The following is a 25,654-nucleotide window of genomic DNA, read 5'->3' on the forward strand; positions in this document are numbered from 1 at the left end:
GAGCAAACAAGTACGTTTCCTCTTGTTTTTTAGGAATGCTCCTACACGTGCGATTCAGTCCTATCCGTTAGCGTTCACCTCTTTTCTTTGGGGCCACCTTTTTCTAAAGCGTGGCCTTTTTGTTTGAGGAGCCACGGATGCTCACGCCTGCCCGATCCCCCCGTTTCAGCCTTGCCATTCACGCCACGCAACATGCGTTTCATGTGCTCGGATTCACGGGCGATGAAGCCATCAGCACCCCGTATGCGTTCGATGTCCAGTTGGTCAGTGATCGCGCTGATCTGGATATTGAAGCGTTGCTGCATCAGCCTGCCTTTTTAGCCTTTGATGAGCAGGGTTCAGGTGTTCACGGGCAGATCTCCCGCATTGGCATGAGCAGCCCTGGCACACGGCTGACTCACTATCATCTGACGCTTGTGCCGTCTTTAACCTACTTGGGTTATCGCACTAACCACCGCATTTTTCAGAATATGACCGTGCAGCACATCATCGAGAAGCTGCTTAAAGAGCACGGCATTCTCAGTGACGCCTACCTGTTTAGCTCATTCTCGACCTACCCACCTCGGGAATACTGCGTGCAATACGGCGAGTCCGATTTGCACTTCATTCAACGCCTGTGCTTTGAAGAGGGTTTTCACTACCACTTTCGGCATTCTCCCGACGGTCATGTGCTGGTTTTCGGCGATAAACAGCAGGCGTTTACCGGGTTGGAACATCCAACACCTTACGTACAGCGCTCAGGCATGGTGGCTAAACACGCCGCTATCAATCGCTTTGAATTGAGTCTGCACACCCAGACCAATCACACCGCCCACCGTGATTACGATTTTGAAAAAGCCAGTTGGACGCTACAAGCCAGCCGTCGCGTTAAACGCAACGAACCCATACTCGAAAGCTACACCTACCCCGGCCGCTTCAAGCAAACGGCTCACGGCGAGCGCCACAGTCAGCGCGCTTTGGAGCACCATCAAACGGGCTATCAACAGGTTAATGGTCACAGCGATCAACCAACCTTGCGCAGCGGTTACTTGTTGACCATGACCGAACACTCGACCCCGGCATGGAATACCGACTGGCTACTGACCCACGTCCATCACGAAGGTAAACAGCCGCAAGTGCTGGAAGAGTACGCACCCAGCGTGCCGTCGAAAAACGTGGACGGCTTTACCCAAGGCTACCGCAACACCTTTAGCGCCATCCCCGAGGACATGACCTACCGCCCACAAAAGGTTTTCGACAAGCCGCGCATGCTCGGTAGCCAAACTGCTCGTGTGACCGGGCCTGCGGGCGAAGAGATCCATTGCGATAAATTCGGCAGGGTTCGGGTCAAGTTTCATTGGGATCGCAGCGCCATCGACAACGACAAAAGCAGCTGTTGGCTGCGAGTGGCCTCAAGCTGGGCGGGCGATCATTTTGGTGCGATGACACTCCCCAGAGTGGGTATGGAAGTGTTGGTTGATTATCTGGAAGGCGACCCGGATCAGCCGATCATTGCGGGGTGCCTGATCAACAGCCTTAACCCGGCGCCCCTCGATCTGCCCGCCAATAAAACCCAAAGCGTACTGCGCAGCCGCAGCACACCGGGCGGGGGCGGCTACAACGAACTGCGCATCGAAGACCGCAAAGGCCAGGAGCAAATCTACCTGCATGCCCAGCGTGACATGGAGCAAATCGTCAAAAACGACAGTCGCCTGCAAGTGGGGGGTGAGCACCGAACCCTCATCACCGGCAACAGCGTGACGGTGCTTGAAGCCCAAGATCAACGCACCGTCACGGGCGATCGAAAAACGCAGCTCAACGCCAGCGATCACTTACAGGTGGCAGCCAGCAGCCACACCCGCGTGGGGCAAGTGCTGGTCGCTGAGGCGGGGCAAGACATTCATGTAAAGGCCGGCGCGCTTGTGGTGCTGGAGGCGGGTTTCATGATCACCCTGATGGCGGGCGGCCAACACTTGGTGATCAGCGCGGCGGGTATCTATAGCAGCAGCCCGATTTTATTAGGTGGCGCGCCCATGCCGGCGACGCCAGCGGCTCCGTTGTTGCCGGGAGATTTACAGGCCTTACAGAGCCCGGAGATAGAGCCCTCCACTCAATGGTTGGCGTTGAGCGAAAAAAAGCCTGCCTGCCCGCAGTGCGAAAAATTCAAGAACACCGATCTTCAAGAGAGTGCCCATGCTGACGTCTGAATATTTACCGAATCAACTGCCTTGGCATGACCACGCTTATTTATTGCTGGACGGTGTGACGGTAAAAAACCTGCTGGCCAACACTCGTCAATGGTTTGGTACGCAGGATGTTCAGGTGCTGTACGCAACCACGCCGTTGACATCTTGCAGTGACCTGTCGCCGTGTTTGATCACCCTCAACGGGCGGCATACTCCCGGCCTTGAGCATTACTTCGGTCATCTGTCTGAAGAGTGGGGCTATTTGATTTTCAGCCAGGCGGGTTCTTTCGACGTCATCCGTCACTTGCGCTTATTACTCAACGCCGAGTACCAGCCGCAGGGTCAAAAAGTATGGTTGCGGGTGGCTGATCCGGCGGTGATACACGCCATCTTGGGCCACGCCACAGTCACGCAACATCCAGAAGTATTTGGCCCGATAGATCGGGTGGTACTGCCTGATGTGATTAACAACACCTGGCAGCAACACACGCGGCCCGGCGACGTGGCACCAGCCTTTCTTCAATCGCCTTATGCCCTGTGTGAAACCCAACAAGCGCTGCTTGATGGGGTGAGCTTTAGGAGCGCCCTTAAAGTGCTCGCGAAACACCTGCGGGCCAAGTTCCCTAACGCCAAGGCTGAACTAACGGCTGAGGCACGCTGGCGATGGATTGGCGAACTGGCAAGCCGTGCTTACGAGATGGGTTTTAGCAGTGAGCAGCAGATGTGCCTCTTTGCCAACGTATTTTTGTTGTTGGGTGAGGACGTGTTATTGCGCCACCCCGATATCGCTGAGTTGATGACTCAGCCTTCGGCATTGCCCCCTTCGTCGCGTATCGAAAAGGCCGCCGAACTGGCGCTCTCTCGAAGCGACTACTGGGAGGTACATCGCCCATGACGCTCCCAAATCCTAACCATATTGATTTAAATCGCAGCGATGCCAAGTCAGGTCTGGGCGTTTGCCCGTTGCGCAAAACCAAGGTGCAATTGCTGGCGTTGCGTTATGGATTGGTCGAACGTCTTGATCCCGCCGCGGCGCTGGCCATGCCGTACCAACCAACCTCGCGCCCGTTGGGTATTCGCTTGATGCGTGACGGCTGGTTGTATGTGATCGACAACACCAGCGGTTACCTGCATGAATACCGGGTGCAGAGCGGTGTGGTCAGCCAGTTTATGTGGCAAGGCAACGAAGCCAGTCAAAACCAGCGTCAAGGCATGGACACACAACATGCCTTGCTGTTCTCACGCTTAGCCACGTTGCACGTTGCCTACAGCGAAGTGCAGTGGACGGCCTACAAATGCTCAAAAATGATCGACAGCCGTGCCGAGCGTGATCACTTCATGCAAGTGGTCGACCTGAGCGCCGCCGATTGCATCAAAGGCGGGTCGCACCTGCTCACCCCAGCCCAAGCCAAGCAGTGGCTGGCGGAGGTGGCCGAGCAGCCATCAACTATCGCCCCGATCGAAGGGATGCACCCCGAAGAAACGCTGGATTACGTCTGGGAAGACCAGTCGCTGTACCAAAGCACCCACATGGCGGCGGTCAAACGCCAACTGCTGACAGCCTATGAACACGACCATTTGTATCTGGTGTTTAACGACACGCTGGGTGTGATGCGTGATCTGGCTCAGGAGCAAGACACCGTAGTGGGTTGGGTCGACGAGTGGGTGGCCAAGGAGCGTCAGGAACTTAAATATCTGGTGGGCAGCTACATTGAAACCTTGATGGTGCTCAACGATAAAACGGCGTCGAGCACCGGCGTCAGCGCCAAACTGTTCGATAAAACCACTGCGCAACAGCGTGAGGCGATCTATGACTACTTGAATGCGCGTAACGCGCTCATCGGTATGCCGAGCAGTGCTAGCCCCGAAAAGGCCTATTACCCCGGTCATGGCTTTGACCCCAGCACCCGCAGTGTCCGGCAAACCATGCACGATAAAAAGCAAGCCATGCACGACGCCCTCGGCGAGCCGTTGTATGCCGAACTGGAAGACGACATTGAAACCTTGCAAGACCATAGCCATGCGGCCTTGCAAGGCAAAGGGCTTGGCGCACGAGGGATTCACGACTTGGTACGGCATCAGGAAATGACCGCCTACCTTGAAGCTGAGCGGGTACATATCAAGCGCTGGACTGAGCGGCTAGACCGCATTACTGAAGACCGTACACAACTGTTCACGCAGGGCGAACTTCATCGCAGCCTGTGGTACTTCGACCCCAAAATTGAAGACCAACTGCAAGCTGCGCTTATTGCGGAACACAACTGTGCGCGCGACCTGTGCCGTACTGATGAAAGTCTTGATGCCGTGGGTGAATACCTCCACAAGCACCCGTACTACATCCTCCCAGCGTTCAGCAGCCGCCTGGACTTGGCCTTCATCAACAGCAAGGCGGCGGACCTGGTCAAGTGGCTGGACGATAACCATAGCGCTGAGCAAAACATTGCCACCGCGCAACTGCGTTTGACGCAAGTGCAGCAACTGTTGGGGCAACATTGGGCCAATAGCTTGGCCTTGAGCCCCGAGGTGATGGTTAACAGCCAGTTGGTGCAAGCCGCGTATTCACCGGCTTCTGCCCTGCGAGTGGAGCGCTGGTTGGTCAAGCTGCAAAGCGACCTGAACGGCCCGGCCCTTAAGGCCCACCTTGATGCACTCAAAACCTACAGCAACCGTGCCCAACGGTTGGCGGGGTTGATGGCTTTGGAACACGAAGGCGCCACCTTGCGAGTCGCCAGTGTGCAAGATGTGCAGCAGTTCGGGGCCACGCTGGCCAAGCTCAACGTGCTGATGACCAACGAAGACACCTACCAATACAACCGTGACGTATTGCGCAAAGACAGCAAACGCAAAATCCTTAGCGAGCAACAGCGTGCCGAGGCCAAGGTGCAATCGGATCAGTACCACCACCTGCTGGGCAACACCCGAAAAGAGCGGGCGGCACTGGTCAAACACCTTCAGGCCGGTATCACCATCACCAGCGACCAAAGCGCCGGCTTTATCGGACTCCAACTCAAACTCAATGGCCAGCAACAGACGTATTTAAACGACGAAATCCACCGCCTGCGTTCAGGCGTTAGAGGTGGATATGGCGAAGGCAGCGCTGGATTGACGGTGTTTAAAAGTGGTTGGCTGCCGCTGGCGTTGATGCTGTGGCAAGCGCAGACGTTGGGGGAGGCTTGGAGGGAGTGGAAGAAGCAGGCTGGAACTAGAGGGATTAAAGAGGTTTTGATTCTTGCAGGTGCAATCTCAGGTATGGCCTCATCTGCTTTTTCTGTTTATCAAAGCGTGCATGTTGGGCTTGTAGATAAGGCATTTAAGTCTGTACTGCTAAGTAGTGGCAGCGAAAGCGGGATGTTATTAGCGGTCAAAATGGGTAAGTTAGGATTAGGCTTAGGAGCGTTGATCGCTCCGTTGGCTTTTGTGGGCGCGCTAGGTACCTCGTTAAATAACTTCAATAAGTGGACTAACGCTATTCGTACAGGCGATGCTGGAGAAAAAGCAGGGGCCTTTATAGCGCTGACAGGTGATACAGGTAATACCGCAGTAACGGGGATGCAAACCGGCAAAATGATTAAAGAGTTGCTGCCGGTGATAGCGTCTTTTAAATACGGGGTAAAAGCGGCCAGTACAGCCTGGGTAGCGGGAGGCAGTCGTTTTTTAATTTATGTTGCTCGTTCTACGCCATGGAGTTTGGTTGCTACGGCACTGAGTCTTGGTGGTGAAGCCATCTACAACTATTACAACCTTGATGATCATCAACGCTGGTTAGCCCACTGTTGCTGGGGGCATGACGACCAGCATTGGAGTTGGCCCGAGCATGCCCAGTTGTTGGCAGAAACTACCCTACGCCCTGTTATTACTGATGGGGGGCTTACTCACCCGTCTAATGAGGTTGAGAAAGTACGCACTTTGGTACTGAGCTTTCCGGGCCTAAGCAAGCGAAGTCTGGCTGAACATCCGATTCGATTTACAGCGCTATGGCGGCGAGACAGTATGGCCGAATTTGTCGACGTGGGGAGTGATGTACGCGATAAATTGTGCCTTGTGGGTAATAACCCTCTGACGTTACAACTCAATCTGCCTTATGAGTGGTGTGGCACTCAGTCTTTGCTGTTAATGCGTTTGTCGGTGCAGCCGGAATTGGCCAATGCCCCTCTTAAGCTCAAGGATAAATGCCTTTATTACCGAATTCCTTTGGATTCAGGTACGACCAGCCCTCCTATCAAGGGTGTGGTGGGCGTTGCATTTATTGGCAATGAAAAAGGCTATGAATTGAAGATGGAACATTTAAATGAGTGACCCCAAATACAATCGCTTGCCGCATGCCGGGGATTTTGAAAGTGTAAATGGCACAGAAGCGTTTTATCTGGCGCCTAAGCCTTTGCCAACAGGTTCAGCAGCGTTTAGTGGACAAGGTATGCATCATGATGTGAATGATGTTTATCTGGATTTTGCCCCCGGACAACGGGGTATGGAGTTTGCGATCAGGGTTTCATTCGGGTCAGTTATGAGTATGACTATTTTTTTTCTGTTAATCGGGTTAGGACTTGGAATTGAAGATCACATTAGTCGTGGAGCACCAATTTTTGAAATCTTGATAACGCTGATCATTCCAAATTACTACATGTGGGGCTTTCTTATAGTTCTGATACTTATGTATGGTATTCCCTTCAGCCGAAGCATTAAACAAATAACTACTCGGCCCCCCGTTCGCTTTAACCGCCAACGCCGCGAAGTGGCTCATGTGAGTAAAAAAGGCGAACCGCCTTTAATCGTCCCTTGGGAAGAAGTTATTGCCTGCGTCACCGTCAGCAACGTCATTACTGAATACGCGGTGATGCCCAGTGCTTCGTTGATAATTGGCCTGCGCGATAGCAGCAGTGGTGAAGTGGTGCGGCTGACCATCTCTACCGGCCATTTAAGTTTGGCAGTGAGTGAGTGGGAGGCGTTGCGGGTGTATATGGAGGAGGGGCCGTTAGCTTTGCCCACGCCGTTGTTGATGGACGAAGAGTTTCAGGAAGGCACCGTGGCGCACTTTCATATGTGCCGCGAGCTGTACCGAGAAATGCACTCGTGGCCGGTGTATGCCTTTGGTTTTTTAACCATCCAGTTTTGCAGCGGCTGGACGTTACCGTGCCGCTTTTCGGAATGGATCAACACCCGCCCGAAGGCGGCCTTCCCTGAGTCGATCCGCGAATGGTCCAAACCCTTGCCCGCCGAACAACATGCACAACCGAGTGCCGAGTTAGTGCAACAAAGTGCCGAATTACGCTTGGCGCTGAGCCAAGGGCAAAGCCTGCTGGATTACTACAAGGTCAAGTTCGCCGGGCCTGAGCCCACACAATGACAGGCGCAGCCATTGTGTAGGCGTGAGCTTACTCCTATAGGTCATAAATGGTGGGGTTACATATATGAACAATGAAAAAGGCTATGAATTGAAGGTTGAGCATTTAAATGAGTGATCCAAAATACAACCGCTTACCGTATGCCGGGGATTTTGAAAGTGTAAATGGCACAGAAGCGTTTTATCTGGCGCCTAAGCCTTTGCCAACAGGTTTCGCTGCGCTTAGTGGGCAAGGTATGCATCATGACGTGAATGATGTTTATCTGGATTTTGCTCCTGGGCTACGGGGTATGGAGTTTGCGGTCAGGGTTTCGGTAGGGGTGGTTATAGGGCAGGTCATTTTCTTTACGTTGCTTAACGTTTTTTTAGCGGGTAGTGCTTACTATTATGGTTGGCCATTCTGGAGTAACTTGCTTGAAAATGTACTTAATCCATATATGTGGGGCTTTCTTGGCATCATCATGCTTATGGTAGGTATTCCCTTCTACCGAAGCATTCAGCAAATAACCACCCAACCCCCCGTTCGCTTTAACCGACAACGCCGTGAAGTGGCTTATGTGAGTAAAAAAGGCGAACCGCCTTTAATCGTCCCTTGGGAAGAAGTTATTGCCTGCGTCACCGTCAGCAAAGTCATTACTGAATACGCGGTGATGCCCAGTGCTTCGTTGATAATTGGCCTGCGCGATAGCAGCAGTGGTGAAGTGGTGCGGCTGACCATCTCTACCGGCCATTTAAGTTTGGCAGTGAGCGAGTGGGAGGCGTTGCGGGTGTATATGGAGGAGGGGCCGCTCGCCTTGCCCACGCCGTTGTTGATGGACGAAGAGTTTCAGGAAGGCACCGTGGCGCACTTTCATATGTGCCGCGAGTTGTACCGAGAAATGCACTCGTGGCCGGTGTATGCCTTTGGTTTTTTAACCATCCAGTTTTGCAGCGGCTGGACGTTACCGTGCCGCTTTTCGGAATGGATCAACACCCGTCCGAAAGCGGCTTTCCCTGAGTCGATTCGCGAATGGTCCAAACCCTTGCCCGGCGAACAACATGCACAACCGAGTGCCGAGTTAGTGCAACAAAGCGCCGAATTACGCTTGGCGCTGAGCCAAGGGCAAAGCCTGCTGGATTACTACAAGGTCAAGTTCGCCGAGCCTGAGCCCGCACAGTGACAGGCGCAGCCATTGTGTAGGCGTGAGCTTACTCGCGATTGATGACTTCGCGAGCAAGCTCGTTACAGGAGTGTGGTGGTGCTTAAAGCAGCCACATCCCGATCAAACCACTGACGATGCCAACCAGCATGGTCATCAGTGCCACGCTAACCAGCACACGAGCGTCGAAGTCTTTGCGCAGCATCAGCAACGACGGCAGGCTCACACTCGGCAAGGTCATCAGCAGAGCTACCGCAGGAGCAGTGCCCATCCCCAACGCCATCATGGTTTGCACAATCGGGATTTCAGCAGCGGTCGGGATCACAAACAATGTGCCCACTATGGCCAATGGCACCAACCACATCAGGCTGTCACTCATGGCGCCATCAACATGGGGGAACAACCACACCCGGGCAGCGCCCAGCAACAGTACGGCCAGTAAGTACACCGGGATGGTGTTCCAGAACAGTTGCCACAGGGTGCGGCCCCAGCGGCTGAAAAAATTGTGTTGATCAATGGTGCTGGCATCAGACACGGCATCTTGCGCCGCCTGCGGAATGCTTTCCGGGCGTGAGATGCGTTGCGCAATCAGCGAAACCCCCAGCACCAGCACGATACCGGCCACCAAGCGCAGTGCGCTAAAACCCCAGCCGAGCACAAAGCCCATGAACACTAGCGTTGCGGGGTTGAGCACCGGGTTGGCGATCCAGAAGGCCAGTGCGGCCCCTACCGATACGTTTTGGCGACGCATGCCTGCGGCAACGGGGGCTGCGCAACAGGTACACATCATGCCGGGCAGGGCGAACAGGCCGCCGCGCAGGGTCGAGCCAAGGCCCGCTTTGCCAAACAGGCGCAGCAGCCAGTCACGCGGGATCAGCACTTGAATCAATGACCCCAGAATGACTGCCAGCACGGCGGCTTTCCAGATCGCCAGGAAATACACCTTGGCGTAGGCCAGCGCGGCAGCTACTGGCTCACCCTGATTGTCGTTGAGGATTGAAGCGCCAATGCTGTGGTTGTCTGCAGCGACAAAAGCTTTGAAGTAGTAAGGCGACCATTTGACGTAGTACAGGCCAATACCGGCGATCAGCAGGAACAGAAGGGGTTTCCACCAGAATGACCAGCCTCTTGAGGATTTGGCTGAGGAAATACTGGACATAAACAGTTACCAATCGCAGAGAAATAGCGGCGCATCATACCTGAGCACGGGGGGCCGTGCTCAACGGGTGATAGAGCCTAGAGCGTCCTGATGGAGTTAGTAATGGCATGTGCGCATTGGATGACAGAAAAGGCCATTTTTTGTTCGGCTTCTTCGATGGTCCAGCGGCTGCTGGGCGCGACCACATGCACCGCAGCAACTGGCAGCCCATTGCTGCCAAAAATGGGGGCGGCGAGGGTCATGTCACCCAAAAACATCTCTTGCGCATTGGTGGCGTAGCCCTGTTTTCGACTGTTTTGGATGCGAGCAAAGATCGCTTGCGGGTCGGTCAAGGTGTATTGGGTGTGGGCTACGATTTCACTGGCTTTGAGCGTGGCATGCACTTCGTCATCAGTGAGGCCGCTGAGGTAGGCTCGACCGCCGCCGCTGCAATACATGGGCATGCGGCTGCCAATCGGCATGTGCAGTGGAATGTATTTGGTCGCGGAAAAACGGGCGACAAACACCATTGACAAACCGTCGGGCTCGGTGAGGTTGACGGTTTCGCCGGTGGTTTGGTTTAGCTCGGCCAAGTAGGGGTTGGCCACATCGACCAAGATATCGGCGGCTAAGTAGTTGAAGCCGATTTCCATCACCTTGGGGGTTAACTGAAAGCGACGACTTTGCGCATGTTTGCGCACGTAACCCAGTTCTTCGAGGGTGTGGATCATACGTTGGGCAGAACTTTTACTGATGCCTGCCACTTGAGCGATGTCAGCCAGGTTCATGGTGCGACGTGCAGCCCCAAAGCTCCGCAGTACGGCAAGCCCTTTTTCCAGCGACTGGTTGAAAAGAGGGTTGTTGTGATCACTCATGGGCATCCTTGGCTTTATCTAATGCTATAAGTATCGATAAGCGATACTTATAAATCTCTTTACGATTTGAGTAAATTGGTTATAGTCGATAGCGAGTTTTTGCACCAGAGGGTGCAGGGCTGTTTTAACGTGTCATCCAGATAATAAAAGCGACTATAAGGGAGATTCGCTATGCAAAAACGCTTTCAAGTGCTCACGCTTATTTGCGCAATAACCGCCGGCCTGATGGGATCAGCCAGTGCTGTTGCAGAGCCTACGTACAAGATCGGTGCGACCGCCACAGGCATCCCTTTTACATTTATTGATGTAGATACCCAAACTACGAAAGGCATGATGATTGATGCTGTCGAAGCCATCGGCAAGGCCGGAGGTTTTGAGACTGAAATCGAGCAAAGCCCTTTTGCAGCGCTGATTCCTTCGCTGACCTCCAACAAGATCGATCTGATTTCGGCTGGCATGCTCAAAACCCCGGCGCGTGCGAAGGTCGTGCAGTTTTCCGACCCTATTTACAGTTATGGCGAAGGTTTGATCGTCAAGGCTGACGATGACACTGCGTACAAGACCATGGATGACTTGAAAGGCGAAGTGGTCGGCGCGCAAATAGGCACGGCGTTTATTGAAGCGTTAAACAAGCATGGTGGGTTTAAGGAAGTGCGCAGTTACGACTCCATTCCTGACATGATTCGTGATTTGTCGGTGGGGCGAATCAAGGCCGCGTTTGGTGATGGTCCAGTCATCGCTTACCAGTTAGCGCAAGGTAAAGGCCCAAAAGTAAAACTGTCGAGCACCTATGTGCCGGTGGTGATTGGTGATGTATGCGTGGTGATGCGTAAGGGCGACGACGAAAAACTTGCCCAGGTCAACAAAGGCATCGCAGCAATCAAGGCTGACGGCACCCTGCAAGGCATCATAGAGAAGTGGAACCTCAACTGATAATCCTGCGGCTCCAGCCATGCTGCGGGCCGCCTCATAAGATGTTTCGCAGGTAGCCTATGTTTCTCCAGGATGCGTTGGACTTTCTCCCTCTGTTGCTCAAAGGGGCGGTGGTCACTGTGCAGGTCACTGTGGGATCGTTCGTCCTCAGCTCACTGATCGGCCTAGTCTTCGCACTGATGATGGTGTCCAAAGTGCGCGCTGTCGCGTTGTTCGCCATTGGCGTGGTCAACGTGATCCGTGGTCTGCCCATCATCGTGCAGTTGTTTTATATCTATTTTGTATTGCCCGAGTTTGGTATTGAATTCAGCGCCATGCAGGCAGGTGTGGTGGGGTTGGGCATCGCCTATTCGGCGTATCAAGCCGAAATTTTCCGGGCTGGCATTCAGGCCATTGATCATGGTCAGATCGAAGCCGCCGAATCGATTGGCATGCGCGGCATGATGATCATGCGTCGTGTGATCTTGCCCCAAGCCTTTCGTATTTCTCTGCCGCCCTATGGCAACACGATGGTGATGATGCTTAAGGACTCGTCTTTGGTGTCCACCATTACCGTGGCCGAGATGACGCGCCAGGGTCAGCTGATTGCCTCGTCAACTTTCGAAAACATGACGGTCTACACCTTGGTGGCGCTGCTGTACCTGTCCATGAGCTTGCCGCTGTCATTTGCCTTGCGCCGCCTGGAAGCGCGTCTGACCAGACGGAGAGCCGCATGATTGAACTCAAAGGTGTTCACAAAGATTTCGGCGGTGTGCCGGTGCTTGAAGGTATTGATTTGCAAGTGAATCAAGGAGAAGTGGTGTGCTTGATTGGCCCGTCCGGTTCGGGCAAATCCACTTTGCTGCGCTGCATCAATGGCCTTGAAAGTTACAACCAGGGCGAGATATGGGTCAGCGGTCAGCGGGTGGATCGCCACAGCAAAAGCATTCATGAGATCCGCACTCATGTGTCGATGGTGTTTCAGCGGTTCAATTTGTTCCCGCACCGCACGGCTCTCGAAAACGTGATGGAAGGCCCGATTTACGTCAAGAAGCAGAGCCTGCAAGCGGCGCGTAAGCAAGCTGAAGCCTTGATGGAAAAGGTCGGCCTTACGCACCGCATGAATGCTTATCCGGACACGTTATCGGGCGGCCAGCAGCAGCGTGTGGCGATTGCCCGTGCGTTGGCGATGAACCCTGATGCCATTTTGTTTGACGAGCCTACCTCGGCCCTTGACCCGGAACTGGTGGGCGAGGTGTTGACGGTGATGCGCAAGTTGGCTGACGAAGGTATGACCATGATTGTGGTGACCCATGAAATGGGCTTTGCCCGCGATGTGGCAGACAAGGTGTGTTTTTTACACGGTGGCCAAATAGTCGAATCCGGGCCTGCGCAAACCGTACTCAGTGCCCCGCAACACCCGCGCATGCAAGAGTTTCTGCGGCGTTTGCTTAATCAGACTGCTGAGGTGCAGGCATGAAGGCTCCTTCGACCACTCAATTGCCACCGTCACTGTGGTCTGCCACGGCACTCCCCGGTGCAATGACACCGCCGTTGAGCGAAAACAAACATGTGGATGTGGCAATCGTCGGCGCGGGTTACACCGGGCTGGTCACCGCCTTGCGTCTGGCTGAAGCGGGCGTCAGCGTGTGCGTGCTGGATTCGGGCGAGCCCGGCTGGGGGGCTTCGGGGCGCAATGGCGGGCAGGTGATTCCTGGGCTCAAATATGACCCCGATGAGTTGATCGAAAAATTCGGCGTAGAGCGCGGCGAGCGGCTGATTGAAACCGTAGGCGGTGCCGCAGACGAAGTTTTTTCGCTGATTCGTCAGTACAGCATTGCCTGTGACGCCAAGCGCAGTGGTTGGATTCAGCCAGCGTGCTCCAGTGTCAGCATGAAGACCCTCGAAAGCCGTGCCAGCCAGTGGCACAAGCGAGGTGTGCCTGTTGAGCTGCTTGATCGCGAGGCGGTCATCCAGCGCATAGGCACGCAAAACTATGTGGGTGGCTGGGTTGACCCGCGTGCTGGTAGCTTGCACCCGCTCAACTATGCCCGTGGCCTGGCCAAGTCTGCGCTGGGGCGTGGGGTGACGATTCACAGTCATAGCCGGGTCAAACAGCTGCGTCGCATTGGTTCGCAATGGCAGTTGACCACCGCACAAGGTTGCACTGTCAATGCCGAGCGCGTGGTGCTGGCCACCAATGGTTACACCGACGACCTGTGGCCAGGGCTGCGCCAAACCTTGCTGGCCGCTAACAGCTTTATCATTGCAACGCGGCCGCTTTCGGCGCAGTTGCGCAAAACCATCCTGCCGGGCGGAGAGGTTTGCTCGGACGCGCGGCGCTTGCTGTTGTACTTCAAACAAGATGCGCAGGGGCGTTTGCTGCTGGGCGGCCGCGGGCCTTTTGCCGAACCGTGCAGGGCCAGTGACTGGGGGCATTTGGAAAGATCGCTGGTGATGTTATTCCCGCAGTTAGCCGGGGTGCCAATCGAGTATCGCTGGAGTGGGCGCATCGCCCTTAACCAGAGCGTGATGCCGCAGTTGCATGAGCCGCAACCGGGGTTGTCGATTTTGCTGGGTTACAACGGTCGTGGCATTGCCATGTCAACGACCTTGGGCAAGCACCTTGCAGCCCGTATCTCAGGGGCGAGCCATGAATTTCCGTTTCCGGTAACCCCGATGCGCAGCATCCCGTTCCACAGCTTGCAGCGGCTGTATCTGGCAGCTGGCATTAATTACTACCGCTTACTGGATGCCATGCATTGATCCACGCTCAGCCTGAGTGTTCAGGCTGAGCAGGCGTTTTATCAGTCGTCGGTTTTGATGGTTGCCACATCATCTGCCTTTATCTTGATGTGCTTGCCCGCGATGTCCACAAACTCGTAAAAACCGTCCTGATTTTTGGTTTTTGGCATGTCTTTGGTCAGGTATTGCGTGCCGTTTTGCAAGGTCACTACGCTGGGTGAGGCACAGCCCGCGAGCCCCAGCAGCGCTGTCATGATCACAGGTAAGCCAATTACTTTGATGTTCATGCACGATCCTTGAATTATTTGAAAATAAGCGTGTGATCGCGCTGGCCTTGATTGAGCAGCCAGCGCTGAAAAATGGTTGCAGCCTCAGACAGCGTTTTATGCCGAGAGTGCGCTAGGTAGTCGGCATTTCCGGTTTTAAATTCGAAGGTGCCAACACGCACCAGTTCGCCGCTATCGATTTTGTCTCTGACCATAAAGTCCCACCCCAACCCAACCCCCATACCTTGAACGATAGCCTGATAAGCCAGCGTGATTTGGTTGAAGGTCAAACGCTGGGGGTCAGCGGCATGTTGCAGACCGAAATGCTCAAACCAGTCGCGCCAGTCAATGCAGTTCCAGCCAGATGAGTCCAACTCAATCAAGGGTAGGGCTTGCAATGCTTGAGGGGTGTTGACCTGAGGCAAACTCAGGTTGGGACTGGCCACCGGGTAAACCGTCTCGGCAAACAATGGCTCGGCGCTCAGGGACGACCAATGACCGCTGCCATACAAAATCGAGAAGTCGTAATCCCCGGCAGTGGACTCGTCCATATCGTTACTGGCGCGGATATTAACCGTGATGGCGGGATGCGCGGTGTTAAACGCGAGCAAGCGCGGGAACAGCCAAAATTGCGCCACAGCGTGAGTACACAGCACTGTGACGGCATTGGGCGCATGGGCCACTTTGATGCGATTAACACTGTGTTGCAGATGCTCCAGCACGCCACTGACTTCGGTAAACAGGCTGGCCCCGGCAAGGGTCAGCATGATGCCTCGCGCCTGACGTTCAAACAGCGCGAGCTTAAGGTTGTCTTCTAGCGCCCGGATTTGTTTGCTGACAGCACTTTGGGTCACGCACAGTTCGCTGGCCGCGCGAGTAAAACTGCGATTTCGTGCGACGGCTTCAAACGTGATCAAGCTGTCCAGTGGCGGCAGATGTTTGAGGTAACGGCTCACGGCAATCTCCCGGTATCAGGGGCGTATCTATAAGCCATTCCACAGTGGAATGCCAGCATGCCAAATGATCTTTTGTGATGGTGCGACACAGTGCCTATTCTTGGCTCAAATTGAACTGCCGGAGAGTTGGAGATGAAGCGCGGGATAGTCTATGCCGGCATGGCAGGTGCGGTCTGGGGGTTGGTGTTTTTAGTGCCCAAGTTGTTGCCTGAGTTCAGCCCGCTGTTGCTCAGTTGCGGGCGTTTCATCTTGTATGGCACGGTGTCGCTACTGCTGGTGTTGCCACATGCCAGGCGTTTGCTCACGCAACTGACGGGCCGAGACCTGAGGACGTTGATTAAATTCGCGCTGCTGGGCAACCTGATTTACTACATGCTGTTGGCCGCTTCGATCCAGTGGGTGGGCATCGCCGCAGCGTCTTTAATAGTGGGTATTTTGCCCCTCAGTATCACGTGGCTGGGCCGACGCGATGCTGGCGCGGTGCCTTTAGTCAGATTGGTCTGGCCGTTGTTGCTGGTGGTGGCAGGCATGTTGTGCATCAACCTTGAAACTTTACTCGACAGTTCGGTGCAGCAACCGCTGGCCGACAAAATGTTGGGTATCGCGTGTGGGTTCGGCGCATTGCTGTGCTGGAGCTGGTTTGCCACTGAAAACGCACGCTATTTGAAACACAGCACGTTCAACAGTGGCGAGTGGTCGAGCTTGTGGGGTGTGACCACTGGCGTGCTCGGGGTTTTGATCTGGGGCGCGGCCAGTGCGTTGTCGTTGGACGCGGTGACGCTTGAAGTCAGCGACCAGCGCTGGCAGATGTTCTGGCTGGTGAATCTGGCCTGCGCCGTGCTTGGTTCCTGGTTTGGCAATCGCATGTGGAATGCTTCATCCCGACGCCTGCCGTTGACCCTCAGTGGGCAACTGATTGTGTTCGAAACACTGTTTGCGCTGGTTTACGGCTTTGTGTATTTGCAACGCTTGCCGACTGTGTTGGAAGCCTTGGCCGTGACCCTGTTGTTGGGCGGGGTGAGCTGGGCGGTGCAGCGTCATGCGCCGCGCCCGCCCTGTGCAGCCTAACGGGAGAATCAGGTCGGGCAAGCTTTGGCGCCGTTGTTCAAACCCTGCTTATCAATGCGGCTGAGCAAGGTGGCCTTGCCGTCTTGCCAGGTCAGGGTCAGCACATATAAAGAGTCGAAGTCGGTACCCGGCCAGTCTTCGCTGAGGGTGACTTTTTGGCCAACGGCCTTGCGAGCGACGCTGTTGATCAGCTCCGGCAAATAGCCGTGGGACCACGCGGTGTAAATGATTGCGTTGTGGTACTTGTCGTCGGTCAACTCTTTGGCCAGCGCTCGGGTGTCGTTGGCCGAGAACTCCAGATTAATCGGCAAACCGAGTTTGATCGCGCTGGGGTTGATGGTCATCATCGGTCGCACGTAACTGTAGGCATCGTCATCGGCGCCTTCTTCGACTTGTCGTGACGGATTAGCGGCAAAGATGTAATCAGCCTTGCCATATTTGTGCGGCAGCAGAGTCGCCAGATCAATCGCTCGATTCAACCCCTGGCACGTCAGTTGGCCCAAGCCATCGGCAGGCTTTTCGGCATGGCGCATAAACACCAGCGTTTGTACCCCGTTTGCCGGTTGGGCAAACGCGTCTTCAACGTGGGATGACACACCCACCGCCCCTGCAATCAACAACAGTGGGAGGGCGGCCAGTGCGTAAGGTTTGAGTCGGGGAGTGATCTTGAAGCCTTTAGGCTTGGGCATTTTCTGTGGGTGTCCGTTGATGCTGACCTGTTTCACAACGTAAGGCTGTGTGTGAGCAGTGTTCCTTGTCGTTAGCGCACCACGCGTGCCTCTCGTCCCTGAGCAAAGTCACTATTAGACGCCTTTTTTGAAAATGGTTCGCTTTCACTTTAGTGGCAGGATGTTTATCGCGTTTTTGACAGGCGTGGCCGTGGCAACGCTGGTCAGCTGGCATGCGATTGGCCATCATTGCTGCGCATTCATTTTCATGAGGGCTCGTTCAATGCTTCCTGCACCGCTTAAACGTGTGAATAACCCCTTGCACCTGCGCATCCGTGCCTGGCGTGGGCGCGTAGGGCTGGGGTTGGTCGCAAGTCTGTCAGTGCTGGCGGGTATGACCGACGCCATCGGTTTTTTGGCGACCGGCGACTTCGTTTCGTTTATGAGCGGTAACACCACGCGCTTGGCAGTGGCCATCGGCCAAGGTGATATCAGCTTGATCGTGAGATTGACCTTTGCCGTACTGGCATTTATTGCAGGCAATACCCTCGGGATCTTGCTGGGGCGTTGGGGTGGGCGGCGTGCTTTACCGCTGATGTTGGGGATTACCGGGCTGTTGTGTGCCGCCGCGTTGCTGCCGTTTGATTCGCAAGTTCCAGCGTTGCTGGCGGCTATTTTGGCAATGGGCATGCTCAATGCAGCAGTGGAGCAGGTTAATGGCCTGCCGGTCGGGCTGACCTACGTCACTGGAGCGTTGTCGCGCTTTGGTCGTGGTTTGGGCCGCTGGTTGTTGGGCGAACGTCGCAGTGGCTGGCGGGTGCAATTGGTGCCGTGGGCCGGGATGTTGTTGGGCGCGGTTGTCGGTGCGCTGCTGGAGGCGCAGTTTGGGGTTAAGGCCTTGTTGTTCAGTGCAGGCTTTGCTGCGGTGCTGGGTGGGGTGTCGTTGAAAATCCCTCGGCGTTGGCAGCGCGATTACATGCCGCGTTAATCGACCATTCTTCTGCAGGCCTGCGGCGGGTAAACTGGCGCCGCGCCTACTCAGGGCATATCCAATGAACAGGAGTCGTTGTGTCCAAGACTGTCGATGACCATTCACCCTTAGAATCGTTTTCTATCGAAAGCCCTGCGCCTTTGTACGCGCGGGTCAAACAGGCCATTGAGCAGAAGATTCGCTCCGGCGCCTGGCTACCCAACTCAAAACTGCCGTCCGAGAGCGAGCTGCTCAATGTGTTGGGCGTGAGCCGCATGACCATCAACCGAGCGTTGCGTGAGCTGACCATCGAAGGGTTGCTGGTGCGCATGCAAGGGGTGGGCACTTTTGTCGCTGTGCCAAAAGGGCACGCGGCGTTATTTGAAATTCATAACATTGCTCAGGAAATTGCCGACCGAGGACATGAGCATCGTTGTGAGGTGATTGTGCTGGAAGAGGTGGGCGCCAAATCGACTTTGGTTTTGCCGTTTGCATTGGACGGCATTAAGCGCATTTTTCATTCGGTGATGGTCCATTACGAAAATCAGGTGCCGGTGCAAATCGAAGAACGCTTCGTCAATGCCGAGATTGCCCCTGAGTACTTGCAGCAGGACTTCACCCGCATCACCGCATACGCCTACTTGATGCACATTGCACCGCTGACCGGAGGCGAGCATGTGGTGGAGGCCATTCATGCCAAGTCGGCTGAATGCCGTTTGTTGCAGGTCAAACGTAATGAGCCGTGCCTGTTGATTCGTCGGCGAACCTGGTCGGCCAAAGGGATCGTGGGCAGTGCGCGTTTGGTGTATCCGGGGTCGCGTTATCGTCTGCAAGGTCAGTGCGGTAATTAGTCAGCAGTTTTAAGCGGGGGCGATGTGTTACCCGCGTTACTTTTGGTGCATTTTGTTACCTTCTTGCCGCCATGTGCACAAAATTGCGGCAGATTTATCTCGTGAAATTTCCTTTTAAAGCGTTTTGTTAAAAATCATTAAATTTTTAACTTTCTGATTTAAAACAATTATTAGTCATTTTGTCGGCCTCGGCGTGCTTGGCATCGTTCGTGTTGGCCCTTCACTTGCATTCACTTGTACATACAGGTTGGTATAAGTGCGCAGATCGCGCATCACACCTTATGTCGTTGATGTCATTTGATGAAGGAATCCCTGCATGACTGCCCCCAATAATCGTCACCGCGAAGGTGAAATCCGTGCGGCCCGTGGCACTCAGCTCACCGCTAAAAGCTGGATGACCGAAGCGCCACTGCGCATGCTGATGAACAACCTCGACCCCCAAGTGGCCGAGAACCCCACTGAGCTGGTGGTGTATGGCGGTATTGGCCGGGCGGCACGTAACTGGGAGTGCTACGACAAAATCGTCGAAAGCCTGACCCACCTTAACGACGACGAAACCCTGTTGGTGCAATCGGGCAAGCCTGTTGGCGTGTTCAAAACCCACAGCAACGCGCCACGGGTGCTAATCGCCAACTCCAACCTGGTGCCGCATTGGGCCACGTGGGAACACTTCAACGAACTCGACGCTAAAGGCTTGGCCATGTATGGCCAGATGACGGCGGGTAGCTGGATCTACATCGGCAGTCAGGGGATTGTGCAAGGCACGTACGAAACCTTCGTCGAAGCCGGTCGCCAACATTACAACGGCAGCCTCAAAGGCAAGTGGGTGCTCACCGCAGGTTTAGGCGGCATGGGCGGCGCACAGCCTTTGGCCGCGACCTTGGCAGGTGCTTGCTCGCTGAACATCGAATGCCAGCAAAGCCGCATCGACTTCCGCTTGGCCACCCGTTATGTCGACGAGCAAGCCAAAGACCTGGATGACGCGCTGGCCCGTATCGCGAAATACACCGCCGAAGGCAAAGCGATTTCCATTGCCTTGTGTGGGAACGCCGCTGAATTACTGCCAGAAATGGTTCGCCGTGGCGTTCGCCCGGACATGGTCACCGACCAGACCAGCGCCCACGACCCGCTCAACGGTTACCTGCCCAAAGGCTGGACGTGGGAGCAGTACCGCGACCGCGCCATCACTGACCCGGCCACAGTGGTTAAAGCCGCTAAAGCCTCAATGGGCGAACACGTTGAAGCCATGCTCGCGTTTCAGAAGCAGGGCATTCCGACCTTCGACTACGGCAACAACATCCGTCAGATGGCCAAAGAAGTGGGCGTCGAAAACGCGTTCGACTTCCCGGGATTTGTCCCTGCGTATATCCGTCCCTTGTTCTGCCGTGGCGTAGGCCCATTCCGTTGGGTCGCGCTGTCGGGCGATGCCGAAGACATCTACAAAACCGACGCCAAGGTCAAAGAACTGATCGCTGACGACGCGCACCTGCACAACTGGCTGGACATGGCCCGCGAACGCATCAGTTTTCAGGGCTTGCCGGCGCGTATTTGCTGGGTTGGCCTGGGCCAGCGCGCCAAGTTGGGGCTGGCGTTCAACGAAATGGTGCGCAGCGGCGAACTCAAAGCACCCATCGTGATTGGTCGCGACCATCTGGACTCAGGCTCCGTGGCCAGCCCTAATCGCGAAACCGAAGCCATGCAGGATGGTTCGGACGCTGTGTCTGACTGGCCGCTGCTTAACGCCTTGCTGAACACCGCCAGCGGCGCGACCTGGGTTTCGCTGCACCACGGCGGCGGCGTGGGCATGGGCTTCTCGCAGCACTCAGGGATGGTGATCGTGTGCGATGGTACCGACGAAGCCGCTGAGCGTATCGCCCGCGTGCTGCACAACGACCCGGCCACCGGCGTCATGCGCCATGCCGATGCGGGCTATGACATCGCCATTGATTGCGCGAACGAGCAAGGCCTGAACCTGCCGATGGTTAAACGCAAGCCTGTGTAGTCACTGCCGAAGGCTGCGATAAGGGTCGAAAGACCTTCGCTTTGCATGCAACAGCAGAGGCACGTTGCAACCCATCGCAGCCTGCGGCAACGGTTAGGCAATGTTGAATTTTGAGGATTTACACATGAGCAACAGCCCATTTACTCAACAACTACAAGGCGTGCGTGTACTGGACATCAGCCGTGTGTTGGCGGGCCCGCATTGCACGGCGATGCTGGCTGATCTTGGGGCCGATGTCATCAAGTTCGAGGTGCCTGAAGAGGGTGATGACGCGCGGCATTTAGGGCCTTTTTTGAACGGCGAAAGCGTGTACTTCGGCCTGATCAATCGTGGCAAGCGTAGCGTGGAGATTGACTTCAAAGACCCGTCAGATCGAGCACGGTTTTATGACTTGGTGGCCGATGCAGATGTCGTGGTGGAGAACTTTCGCCCCGGTGTCACTCAGCGTTTAGGCATCGATTTCGACACGCTCAAGCAGCACAACCCACGCCTGATCTACGCCAGTATTTCCGGCTTTGGTCAGGCAGGCCCTCTGTCCAGTCGCCCGGCTTACGACATCGTGGCTCAGGCCATGTCGGGTTTGATGAGCGTCACTGGCTTCGCGGCCACCGGGCCGACGCGCAGCGGCGAAGCCATTGGCGACTTGTGTGCGGGTGTCTATGCGGCGTGGGCGATCAGCTCGGCGCTGTTTGCCCGTGAACGTCATGGGCCGGGGGCGCAGTACATCGATGTGGCCATGTTCGACGTGCTGTTCAGCCTGCAAATGACGGGCCTGTCCAATTTATACGCCAAGGGCGTGGCACCGGGACTGGTGGGCAATCGCCATCCGGTGTCGACACCCTTTGATACCTATCAAGCGGGCGATGGGTTGGTGGTGATCGCGGTGGCGAGTAATCGACTGTTCGAGCGTTTGTGCCAATGCATGGGTCAGCCGCAATTGGCCAGTGACCCCCGTTTTATTGATGACACCCAGCGCACGTTAAACGAACCCGCGTTACGCGCAGCGATTGAGGCCTGGACGGCTCAGCATTCGGTCGAGCATCTGTGTGACGGCTTGCTGGACGCTGGGGTGCCGTCTTCCCCGGTCTGGGATCTGGAACAAGCGGCCAGCAGCGAGCATGCGCAGGTGCGCCAGTTGCAGGTTTTGCCTGCGGGCGCTGTATTGCCGCTGGTTCCACAACCGGTTTTTTTCAATGGGCACAAGCCTCACGCAACCACGCTGGCGCCGCGGTTGGGGGCAGATAACCAAACCTTTGGCTTAAGCAAAACAGGAGCGAGCGCATGAACTTTGAATTGAACCCAGAAGAATTGGCCGTGATTGAAAGCGCCGAGCAAGTGGCACGAGAAGTCATTCAACCCTTGGCCCAGCACTACGATGAAACCGAGACGTTCTGCGCGGACAGCCTCAAGGCGCTGGGCGACTTGGGCTGCATGGGCATCAATTTGCCCGAAGCCTATGGCGGGCTTGGCATTGGCAGCTTGGCCATGAGCCGTGTGGTGGAGGCGGTCGCAGGTGCCTGTGCTTCCACGGCATCAGCCATGACGGCGCACTTTTTGGCCACCGATTCGATTCTGCTGGGCGGCAACGAAGCGCAAAAACAGGAGTGGCTGCCCCGTGCCGCCAGCGGTGAGTTGCTCGGGGCCTTTGCTCTGACTGAGCCTGCAGCCGGCTCCAACCCGGCGGACATGCGCAGCCGTGCAGTGCGTGAAGAGGGCGGCTGGCGGGTGCGCGGGAGCAAGCATTACATCACCAATGCCAAAGAAGCGGACTTCATCGTGCTGTATGTCAAAACCGACGCTGAGGCCGGTCACAAAGGTATCAGTGCATTTTTGGTGCCCCGCGGCACAGCAGGGATCAGCTTCTCCAGCCCGGAAAAAACAATGGGCCTGCGTGCCAGCACTATTTATGAATTAGCCCTTGATTGCTGGTTGCCCGAGTCAGCCCTGCTCGGGGTTGAAGGGCAGGGTTTCAATACGGCAATGGCGGTGCTTGATCGTGGTCGGGTTGAGGTGGCGGCGATGTCGCTGGGTATCGCTAACGCAGCGCTGCAAGCAAGCTTGAACTGGGTGCGTGAGCGCCAAATCGGCCCTAAGCCATTGGCGGCCTATCAAGGTACGCAATGGCGATTGGCGGATATGTACGCGCAGCTCGAAGGCGCCCGCATGTTGACCTACAAAGCGGCAGCACGACGTGACAGTGGTGAGCGTTTCAGCTTGGACTCAGCCACGGCCAAGCTAGTGGCCGCTGAATGTGCCGGGTTTGTCACCGATGCGGCGCTGCAATTGCATGGCGGTTACGGCTACATTCGTGATTTGCCACTCGAGCGTTATGTGCGTGATGCACGGATTCTGCGGATTTTTGAAGGCACCTCCGAAGTGCAAAAAATTATCATCTCCCGTGCATTGCTCGACGCGTCTCAGTAAGCCCGAATGCGGCGGGCACTTTGTGAGCCTGCCTTTTGCTGCAAGGATGCACCTTAAGCACGATCAAGGATTGGAAAAGTCTTTCCCATAACAAAAGGCGCACCCACGGTGCCAGCCTGAAGGAACTGCTTATGTCCACGCTCAATCAAGATTCACCGCGGGCCTCGCTGGTAGAACAACGCTCTATCGATTACATCCCTGAGTCAGAGCGTCATGGGCGCTTGTTCAGTCAATTCACCTTGTGGTTTGGGGCCAACCTGCAAGTGACGGCCATTGTCACGGGCGCCTTGGCGGTAGTGCTGGGTGGGGATGTGTTTTGGTCGCTGATTGGCTTATTGATCGGCCAAGTGCTGGGCGGCGCGATCATGGCGTTGCACGCGGCGCAGGGGCCTAAACTCGGGCTGCCGCAGATGATCTCCAGCCGGGTGCAATTTGGGGTATACGGCGCGGTTATCCCTATCGTGTTGGTGTGTTTGATGTATGTGGGGTTCTCGGCCAGTGGTTCGGTGTTGGCCGGGCAGGCGGTGGGGCAATTGGTGGGGGTGAGTGACTCATCAGGCATTCTGATTTTTGCGGCGCTGATCGTGCTGTTGACGATTTTGGGCTACCGAACCATTCACATGATTGGTCGCGTAGCGAGTGTGGTGGGGGTGTTGGCGTTCTTTTACCTGTTTTACACCTTGCTGTCGCAAAACGATGTGGGCGTGCTGTTGAGCAATAAACACTTTTCGTTGAGCAGTTTCTTGTTGGCGATTTCATTGTCTGCGTCCTGGCAAATTGCGTTCGGGCCTTATGTGGCGGACTACTCACGTTATTTGCCAGCCAAAACGTCTTCAGTGAAAACGTTTTTGGCGGTGGGGCTGGGGTCGGTGGTGGGTTCGCAGATCTCAATGGTGTTCGGGGTGTTTGTCGCAGCCCTGGCCGGTGACCAGTTCGCCGGGCATGAGGTGTCGTACATCGTTGGTTTGGGTGCAAGCGGGGCGATGGCGGCGGTGCTGTACTTCTGCGTCGTGTTTGGCAAGGTGACGATCACCACGCTCAATGCTTACGGCAGCTTTATGTCGTTGGCCACGATCGTCAGTGGCTTTCGTGGCAATCACGAAATTTCCAAAACCCTGCGTCTGGTCTACATCCTGATCATGGTGGGCTGTGCCACGGCTTTAGCGTTACTGGGTCAGCATTCGTTTCTTAAAGACTTTTCAGCGTTTATTTTGTTCTTGCTGGCGTTTTTCACGCCGTGGAGCGCCATCAATCTGGTGGATTTCTACCTGATCAGTAAAGAGCGTTATGACGTACCTGCGTTGTCTAACCCGAATGGCCGATACGGGCGCTGGAACCTGCGCGGTATTCTGGTTTACGCCTTTGGGGTGGTGATTCAACTGCCCTTTATAGCCACCCATTTTTATACCGGGCCGCTGGTTGAGTATCTGGGCGGCACGGATATCTCGTGGATCATTGGTCTGACGTTGCCGGGGCTGGTGTACTACGTCGTGGCCCGCAATTCAGCCAATTCAGTGCCTGAACAACTGATTTTGCCGGGCGAGTCGGTAGCGGTTTAAGGGCTGTTTAACCCAAACAGGTGCGCAGCGCTGTGAATCACGCGCTGCGCATTGCCATTGAGGAGTAAGTGATGAAGGTGCTGGCTTGTATTAAGCGAGTGGTCGATTACAACGTTAAAGTTCGCGTCAAAGCGGACAACTCCGGCGTTGACCTCGCCAACGTCAAGATGTCGATGAACCCCTTCTGCGAAATCGCTGTGGAAGAAGCCGTACGCCTGAAAGAGAAAGGTGTTGCGACTGAAATCGTCGTCGTCTCCATCGGCCCGACCACGGCTCAGGAACAGTTGCGTACCGCGCTGGCTCTGGGTGCGGATCGCGCCATCCTCGTCGAATCTGCCGAAGACCTGACCTCGCTGGCCGTGGCCAAGTTGCTCAAGGCTGTGGTCGATAAGGAGCAGCCGCAGTTGGTGATCCTGGGCAAACAGGCCATCGACAGCGACAACAACCAGACTGGCCAAATGCTGGCTGCGCTGACCGGTTATGGTCAGGGCACCTTCGCTTCCAAAGTGGAAGTTGCAGGCGATAAAGTTGCCGTGACCCGTGAAATTGACGGCGGCGCGCAAACTGTTTCTCTG

Annotated in this window: 22 protein-coding genes; 17 read left to right on the forward strand and 5 right to left on the reverse strand. The window is 55.5% G+C overall.

The features are described 5' to 3' along the window. Nucleotides 1–137 precede the first annotated feature (137 nt). The 5 genes from ACZRJQ_RS19405 to ACZRJQ_RS19425 all read left to right on the forward strand — a co-directional run bounded on the left by ACZRJQ_RS19405 (nucleotide 138) and on the right by ACZRJQ_RS19425 (nucleotide 8,666). On the forward strand, nucleotides 138–2,186 hold the full coding sequence (locus ACZRJQ_RS19405) for a type VI secretion system Vgr family protein (protein ID WP_463979946.1): 2,049 nt from the start codon (nucleotides 138–140) through the stop codon (nucleotides 2,184–2,186). Further along, nucleotides 2,173–3,060, forward strand: a complete 888-nt coding sequence (locus ACZRJQ_RS19410; protein ID WP_463979947.1) for a DUF4123 domain-containing protein — start codon at nucleotides 2,173–2,175, stop codon at nucleotides 3,058–3,060. The genes ACZRJQ_RS19405 and ACZRJQ_RS19410 overlap by 14 nt, the downstream gene beginning before the upstream one ends. After that, the gene (locus ACZRJQ_RS19415) at nucleotides 3,057–6,461 is read left to right on the forward strand and encodes a toxin VasX (protein WP_463979948.1); all 3,405 of its coding nucleotides are present in this window, start codon (nucleotides 3,057–3,059) and stop codon (nucleotides 6,459–6,461) included. Before ACZRJQ_RS19410 ends, ACZRJQ_RS19415 begins: the two co-directional genes overlap by 4 nt. Next, nucleotides 6,454–7,509 (forward strand): DUF6708 domain-containing protein, encoded by a 1,056-nt coding sequence (locus ACZRJQ_RS19420; RefSeq protein WP_463979949.1) that lies wholly within the window; start codon nucleotides 6,454–6,456, stop codon nucleotides 7,507–7,509. Before ACZRJQ_RS19415 ends, ACZRJQ_RS19420 begins: the two co-directional genes overlap by 8 nt. Nucleotides 7,510–7,616: 107 nt before the next feature. Further along, nucleotides 7,617–8,666, forward strand: coding sequence for a DUF6708 domain-containing protein (locus ACZRJQ_RS19425; protein ID WP_463979950.1), 1,050 nt, complete (start codon nucleotides 7,617–7,619; stop codon nucleotides 8,664–8,666). 82 nt (nucleotides 8,667–8,748) lie between these two features. Here ACZRJQ_RS19425 and ACZRJQ_RS19430 read toward each other — a convergent pair whose 3' ends face one another. Together ACZRJQ_RS19430 and ACZRJQ_RS19435 are read right to left on the reverse strand one after the other, a co-directional pair. After that, on the reverse strand, nucleotides 8,749–9,804 hold the full coding sequence (locus tag ACZRJQ_RS19430; protein WP_463979951.1) for a permease: 1,056 nt from the start codon (nucleotides 9,802–9,804) through the stop codon (nucleotides 8,749–8,751). Nucleotides 9,805–9,881: 77 nt separating this feature from the next. Continuing rightward, complete coding sequence (locus tag ACZRJQ_RS19435) at nucleotides 9,882–10,658, reverse strand: IclR family transcriptional regulator (protein WP_463979952.1); 777 nt, start codon at nucleotides 10,656–10,658, stop codon at nucleotides 9,882–9,884. Between the two features lie 171 nt (nucleotides 10,659–10,829). Between ACZRJQ_RS19435 and ACZRJQ_RS19440 the strand changes: the two genes are divergently transcribed. Genes ACZRJQ_RS19440 through ACZRJQ_RS19455 form a run of 4 tightly spaced genes read left to right on the forward strand, consistent with a single transcriptional unit; the run spans nucleotide 10,830 to nucleotide 14,336 of the window. Beyond that, nucleotides 10,830–11,591: an ABC transporter substrate-binding protein gene (locus ACZRJQ_RS19440; RefSeq protein WP_463979953.1), complete on the forward strand. Its 762-nt coding sequence runs from the start codon at nucleotides 10,830–10,832 to the stop codon at nucleotides 11,589–11,591. A gap of 59 nt (nucleotides 11,592–11,650) precedes the next feature. Beyond that, on the forward strand, nucleotides 11,651–12,307 hold the full coding sequence (locus tag ACZRJQ_RS19445) for an amino acid ABC transporter permease (protein ID WP_463979954.1): 657 nt from the start codon (nucleotides 11,651–11,653) through the stop codon (nucleotides 12,305–12,307). Next, nucleotides 12,304–13,050, forward strand: coding sequence for an amino acid ABC transporter ATP-binding protein (locus tag ACZRJQ_RS19450; RefSeq protein WP_463979955.1), 747 nt, complete (start codon nucleotides 12,304–12,306; stop codon nucleotides 13,048–13,050). Before ACZRJQ_RS19445 ends, ACZRJQ_RS19450 begins: the two co-directional genes overlap by 4 nt. Further along, nucleotides 13,047–14,336: an NAD(P)/FAD-dependent oxidoreductase gene (locus ACZRJQ_RS19455; protein WP_463979956.1), complete on the forward strand. Its 1,290-nt coding sequence runs from the start codon at nucleotides 13,047–13,049 to the stop codon at nucleotides 14,334–14,336. The genes ACZRJQ_RS19450 and ACZRJQ_RS19455 overlap by 4 nt, the downstream gene beginning before the upstream one ends. Nucleotides 14,337–14,377: 41 nt before the next feature. Here the strand turns inward: ACZRJQ_RS19455 and ACZRJQ_RS19460 are convergent, their stop codons facing one another. Both ACZRJQ_RS19460 and ACZRJQ_RS19465 read right to left on the reverse strand, forming a co-directional pair. Then, entirely contained in the window at nucleotides 14,378–14,602 is a 225-nt protein-coding gene (locus ACZRJQ_RS19460; protein WP_463979957.1) for a YgdI/YgdR family lipoprotein, read from the reverse strand. A gap of 14 nt (nucleotides 14,603–14,616) precedes the next feature. Then, a complete protein-coding gene (locus ACZRJQ_RS19465) occupies nucleotides 14,617–15,537 on the reverse strand; it encodes a LysR substrate-binding domain-containing protein (protein ID WP_463979958.1) in 921 nt (306 codons plus the stop codon). 132 nt (nucleotides 15,538–15,669) lie between these two features. On the opposite strand from ACZRJQ_RS19465, the gene ACZRJQ_RS19470 reads away from it, so the two are divergent. Continuing rightward, nucleotides 15,670–16,605: a DMT family transporter gene (locus ACZRJQ_RS19470; protein WP_463979959.1), complete on the forward strand. Its 936-nt coding sequence runs from the start codon at nucleotides 15,670–15,672 to the stop codon at nucleotides 16,603–16,605. An 8-nt stretch (nucleotides 16,606–16,613) separates the two neighbouring features. Here the strand turns inward: ACZRJQ_RS19470 and ACZRJQ_RS19475 are convergent, their stop codons facing one another. Beyond that, the gene (locus ACZRJQ_RS19475) at nucleotides 16,614–17,294 is read right to left on the reverse strand and encodes a histidine phosphatase family protein (RefSeq protein WP_463979960.1); all 681 of its coding nucleotides are present in this window, start codon (nucleotides 17,292–17,294) and stop codon (nucleotides 16,614–16,616) included. A gap of 262 nt (nucleotides 17,295–17,556) precedes the next feature. Here ACZRJQ_RS19475 and ACZRJQ_RS19480 point away from each other — a divergent pair, with 262 nt between their 5' ends. The 7 genes from ACZRJQ_RS19480 to ACZRJQ_RS19510 all read left to right on the forward strand — a co-directional run. Next, entirely contained in the window at nucleotides 17,557–18,261 is a 705-nt protein-coding gene (locus tag ACZRJQ_RS19480; protein ID WP_463979961.1) for a YoaK family protein, read from the forward strand. An 80-nt stretch (nucleotides 18,262–18,341) separates the two neighbouring features. Next, nucleotides 18,342–19,094, forward strand: coding sequence for a histidine utilization repressor (gene hutC / locus ACZRJQ_RS19485; protein ID WP_463979962.1), 753 nt, complete (start codon nucleotides 18,342–18,344; stop codon nucleotides 19,092–19,094). 316 nt (nucleotides 19,095–19,410) lie between these two features. Continuing rightward, complete coding sequence (gene hutU, locus ACZRJQ_RS19490) at nucleotides 19,411–21,096, forward strand: urocanate hydratase (protein ID WP_463979963.1); 1,686 nt, start codon at nucleotides 19,411–19,413, stop codon at nucleotides 21,094–21,096. A 124-nt stretch (nucleotides 21,097–21,220) separates the two neighbouring features. Beyond that, nucleotides 21,221–22,381, forward strand: a complete 1,161-nt coding sequence (locus tag ACZRJQ_RS19495; protein ID WP_463979964.1) for a CaiB/BaiF CoA transferase family protein — start codon at nucleotides 21,221–21,223, stop codon at nucleotides 22,379–22,381. Continuing rightward, nucleotides 22,378–23,520 carry an acyl-CoA dehydrogenase family protein gene (locus tag ACZRJQ_RS19500; protein ID WP_463979965.1) on the forward strand — a complete coding sequence of 381 codons (1,143 nt, stop codon included), beginning with the start codon at nucleotides 22,378–22,380 and terminating at the stop codon, nucleotides 23,518–23,520. The genes ACZRJQ_RS19495 and ACZRJQ_RS19500 overlap by 4 nt, the downstream gene beginning before the upstream one ends. Before the next feature lie 131 nt (nucleotides 23,521–23,651). Beyond that, nucleotides 23,652–25,079 carry a purine-cytosine permease family protein gene (locus ACZRJQ_RS19505; RefSeq protein WP_463979966.1) on the forward strand — a complete coding sequence of 476 codons (1,428 nt, stop codon included), beginning with the start codon at nucleotides 23,652–23,654 and terminating at the stop codon, nucleotides 25,077–25,079. A 71-nt stretch (nucleotides 25,080–25,150) separates the two neighbouring features. Next, nucleotides 25,151–25,654, forward strand: a 504-nt coding sequence (locus ACZRJQ_RS19510) for an electron transfer flavoprotein subunit beta/FixA family protein (protein WP_463979967.1), incomplete at its 3' end; no start/stop codon positions are given.

Source organism: Pseudomonas sp. E315 (genome assembly GCF_055406205.1).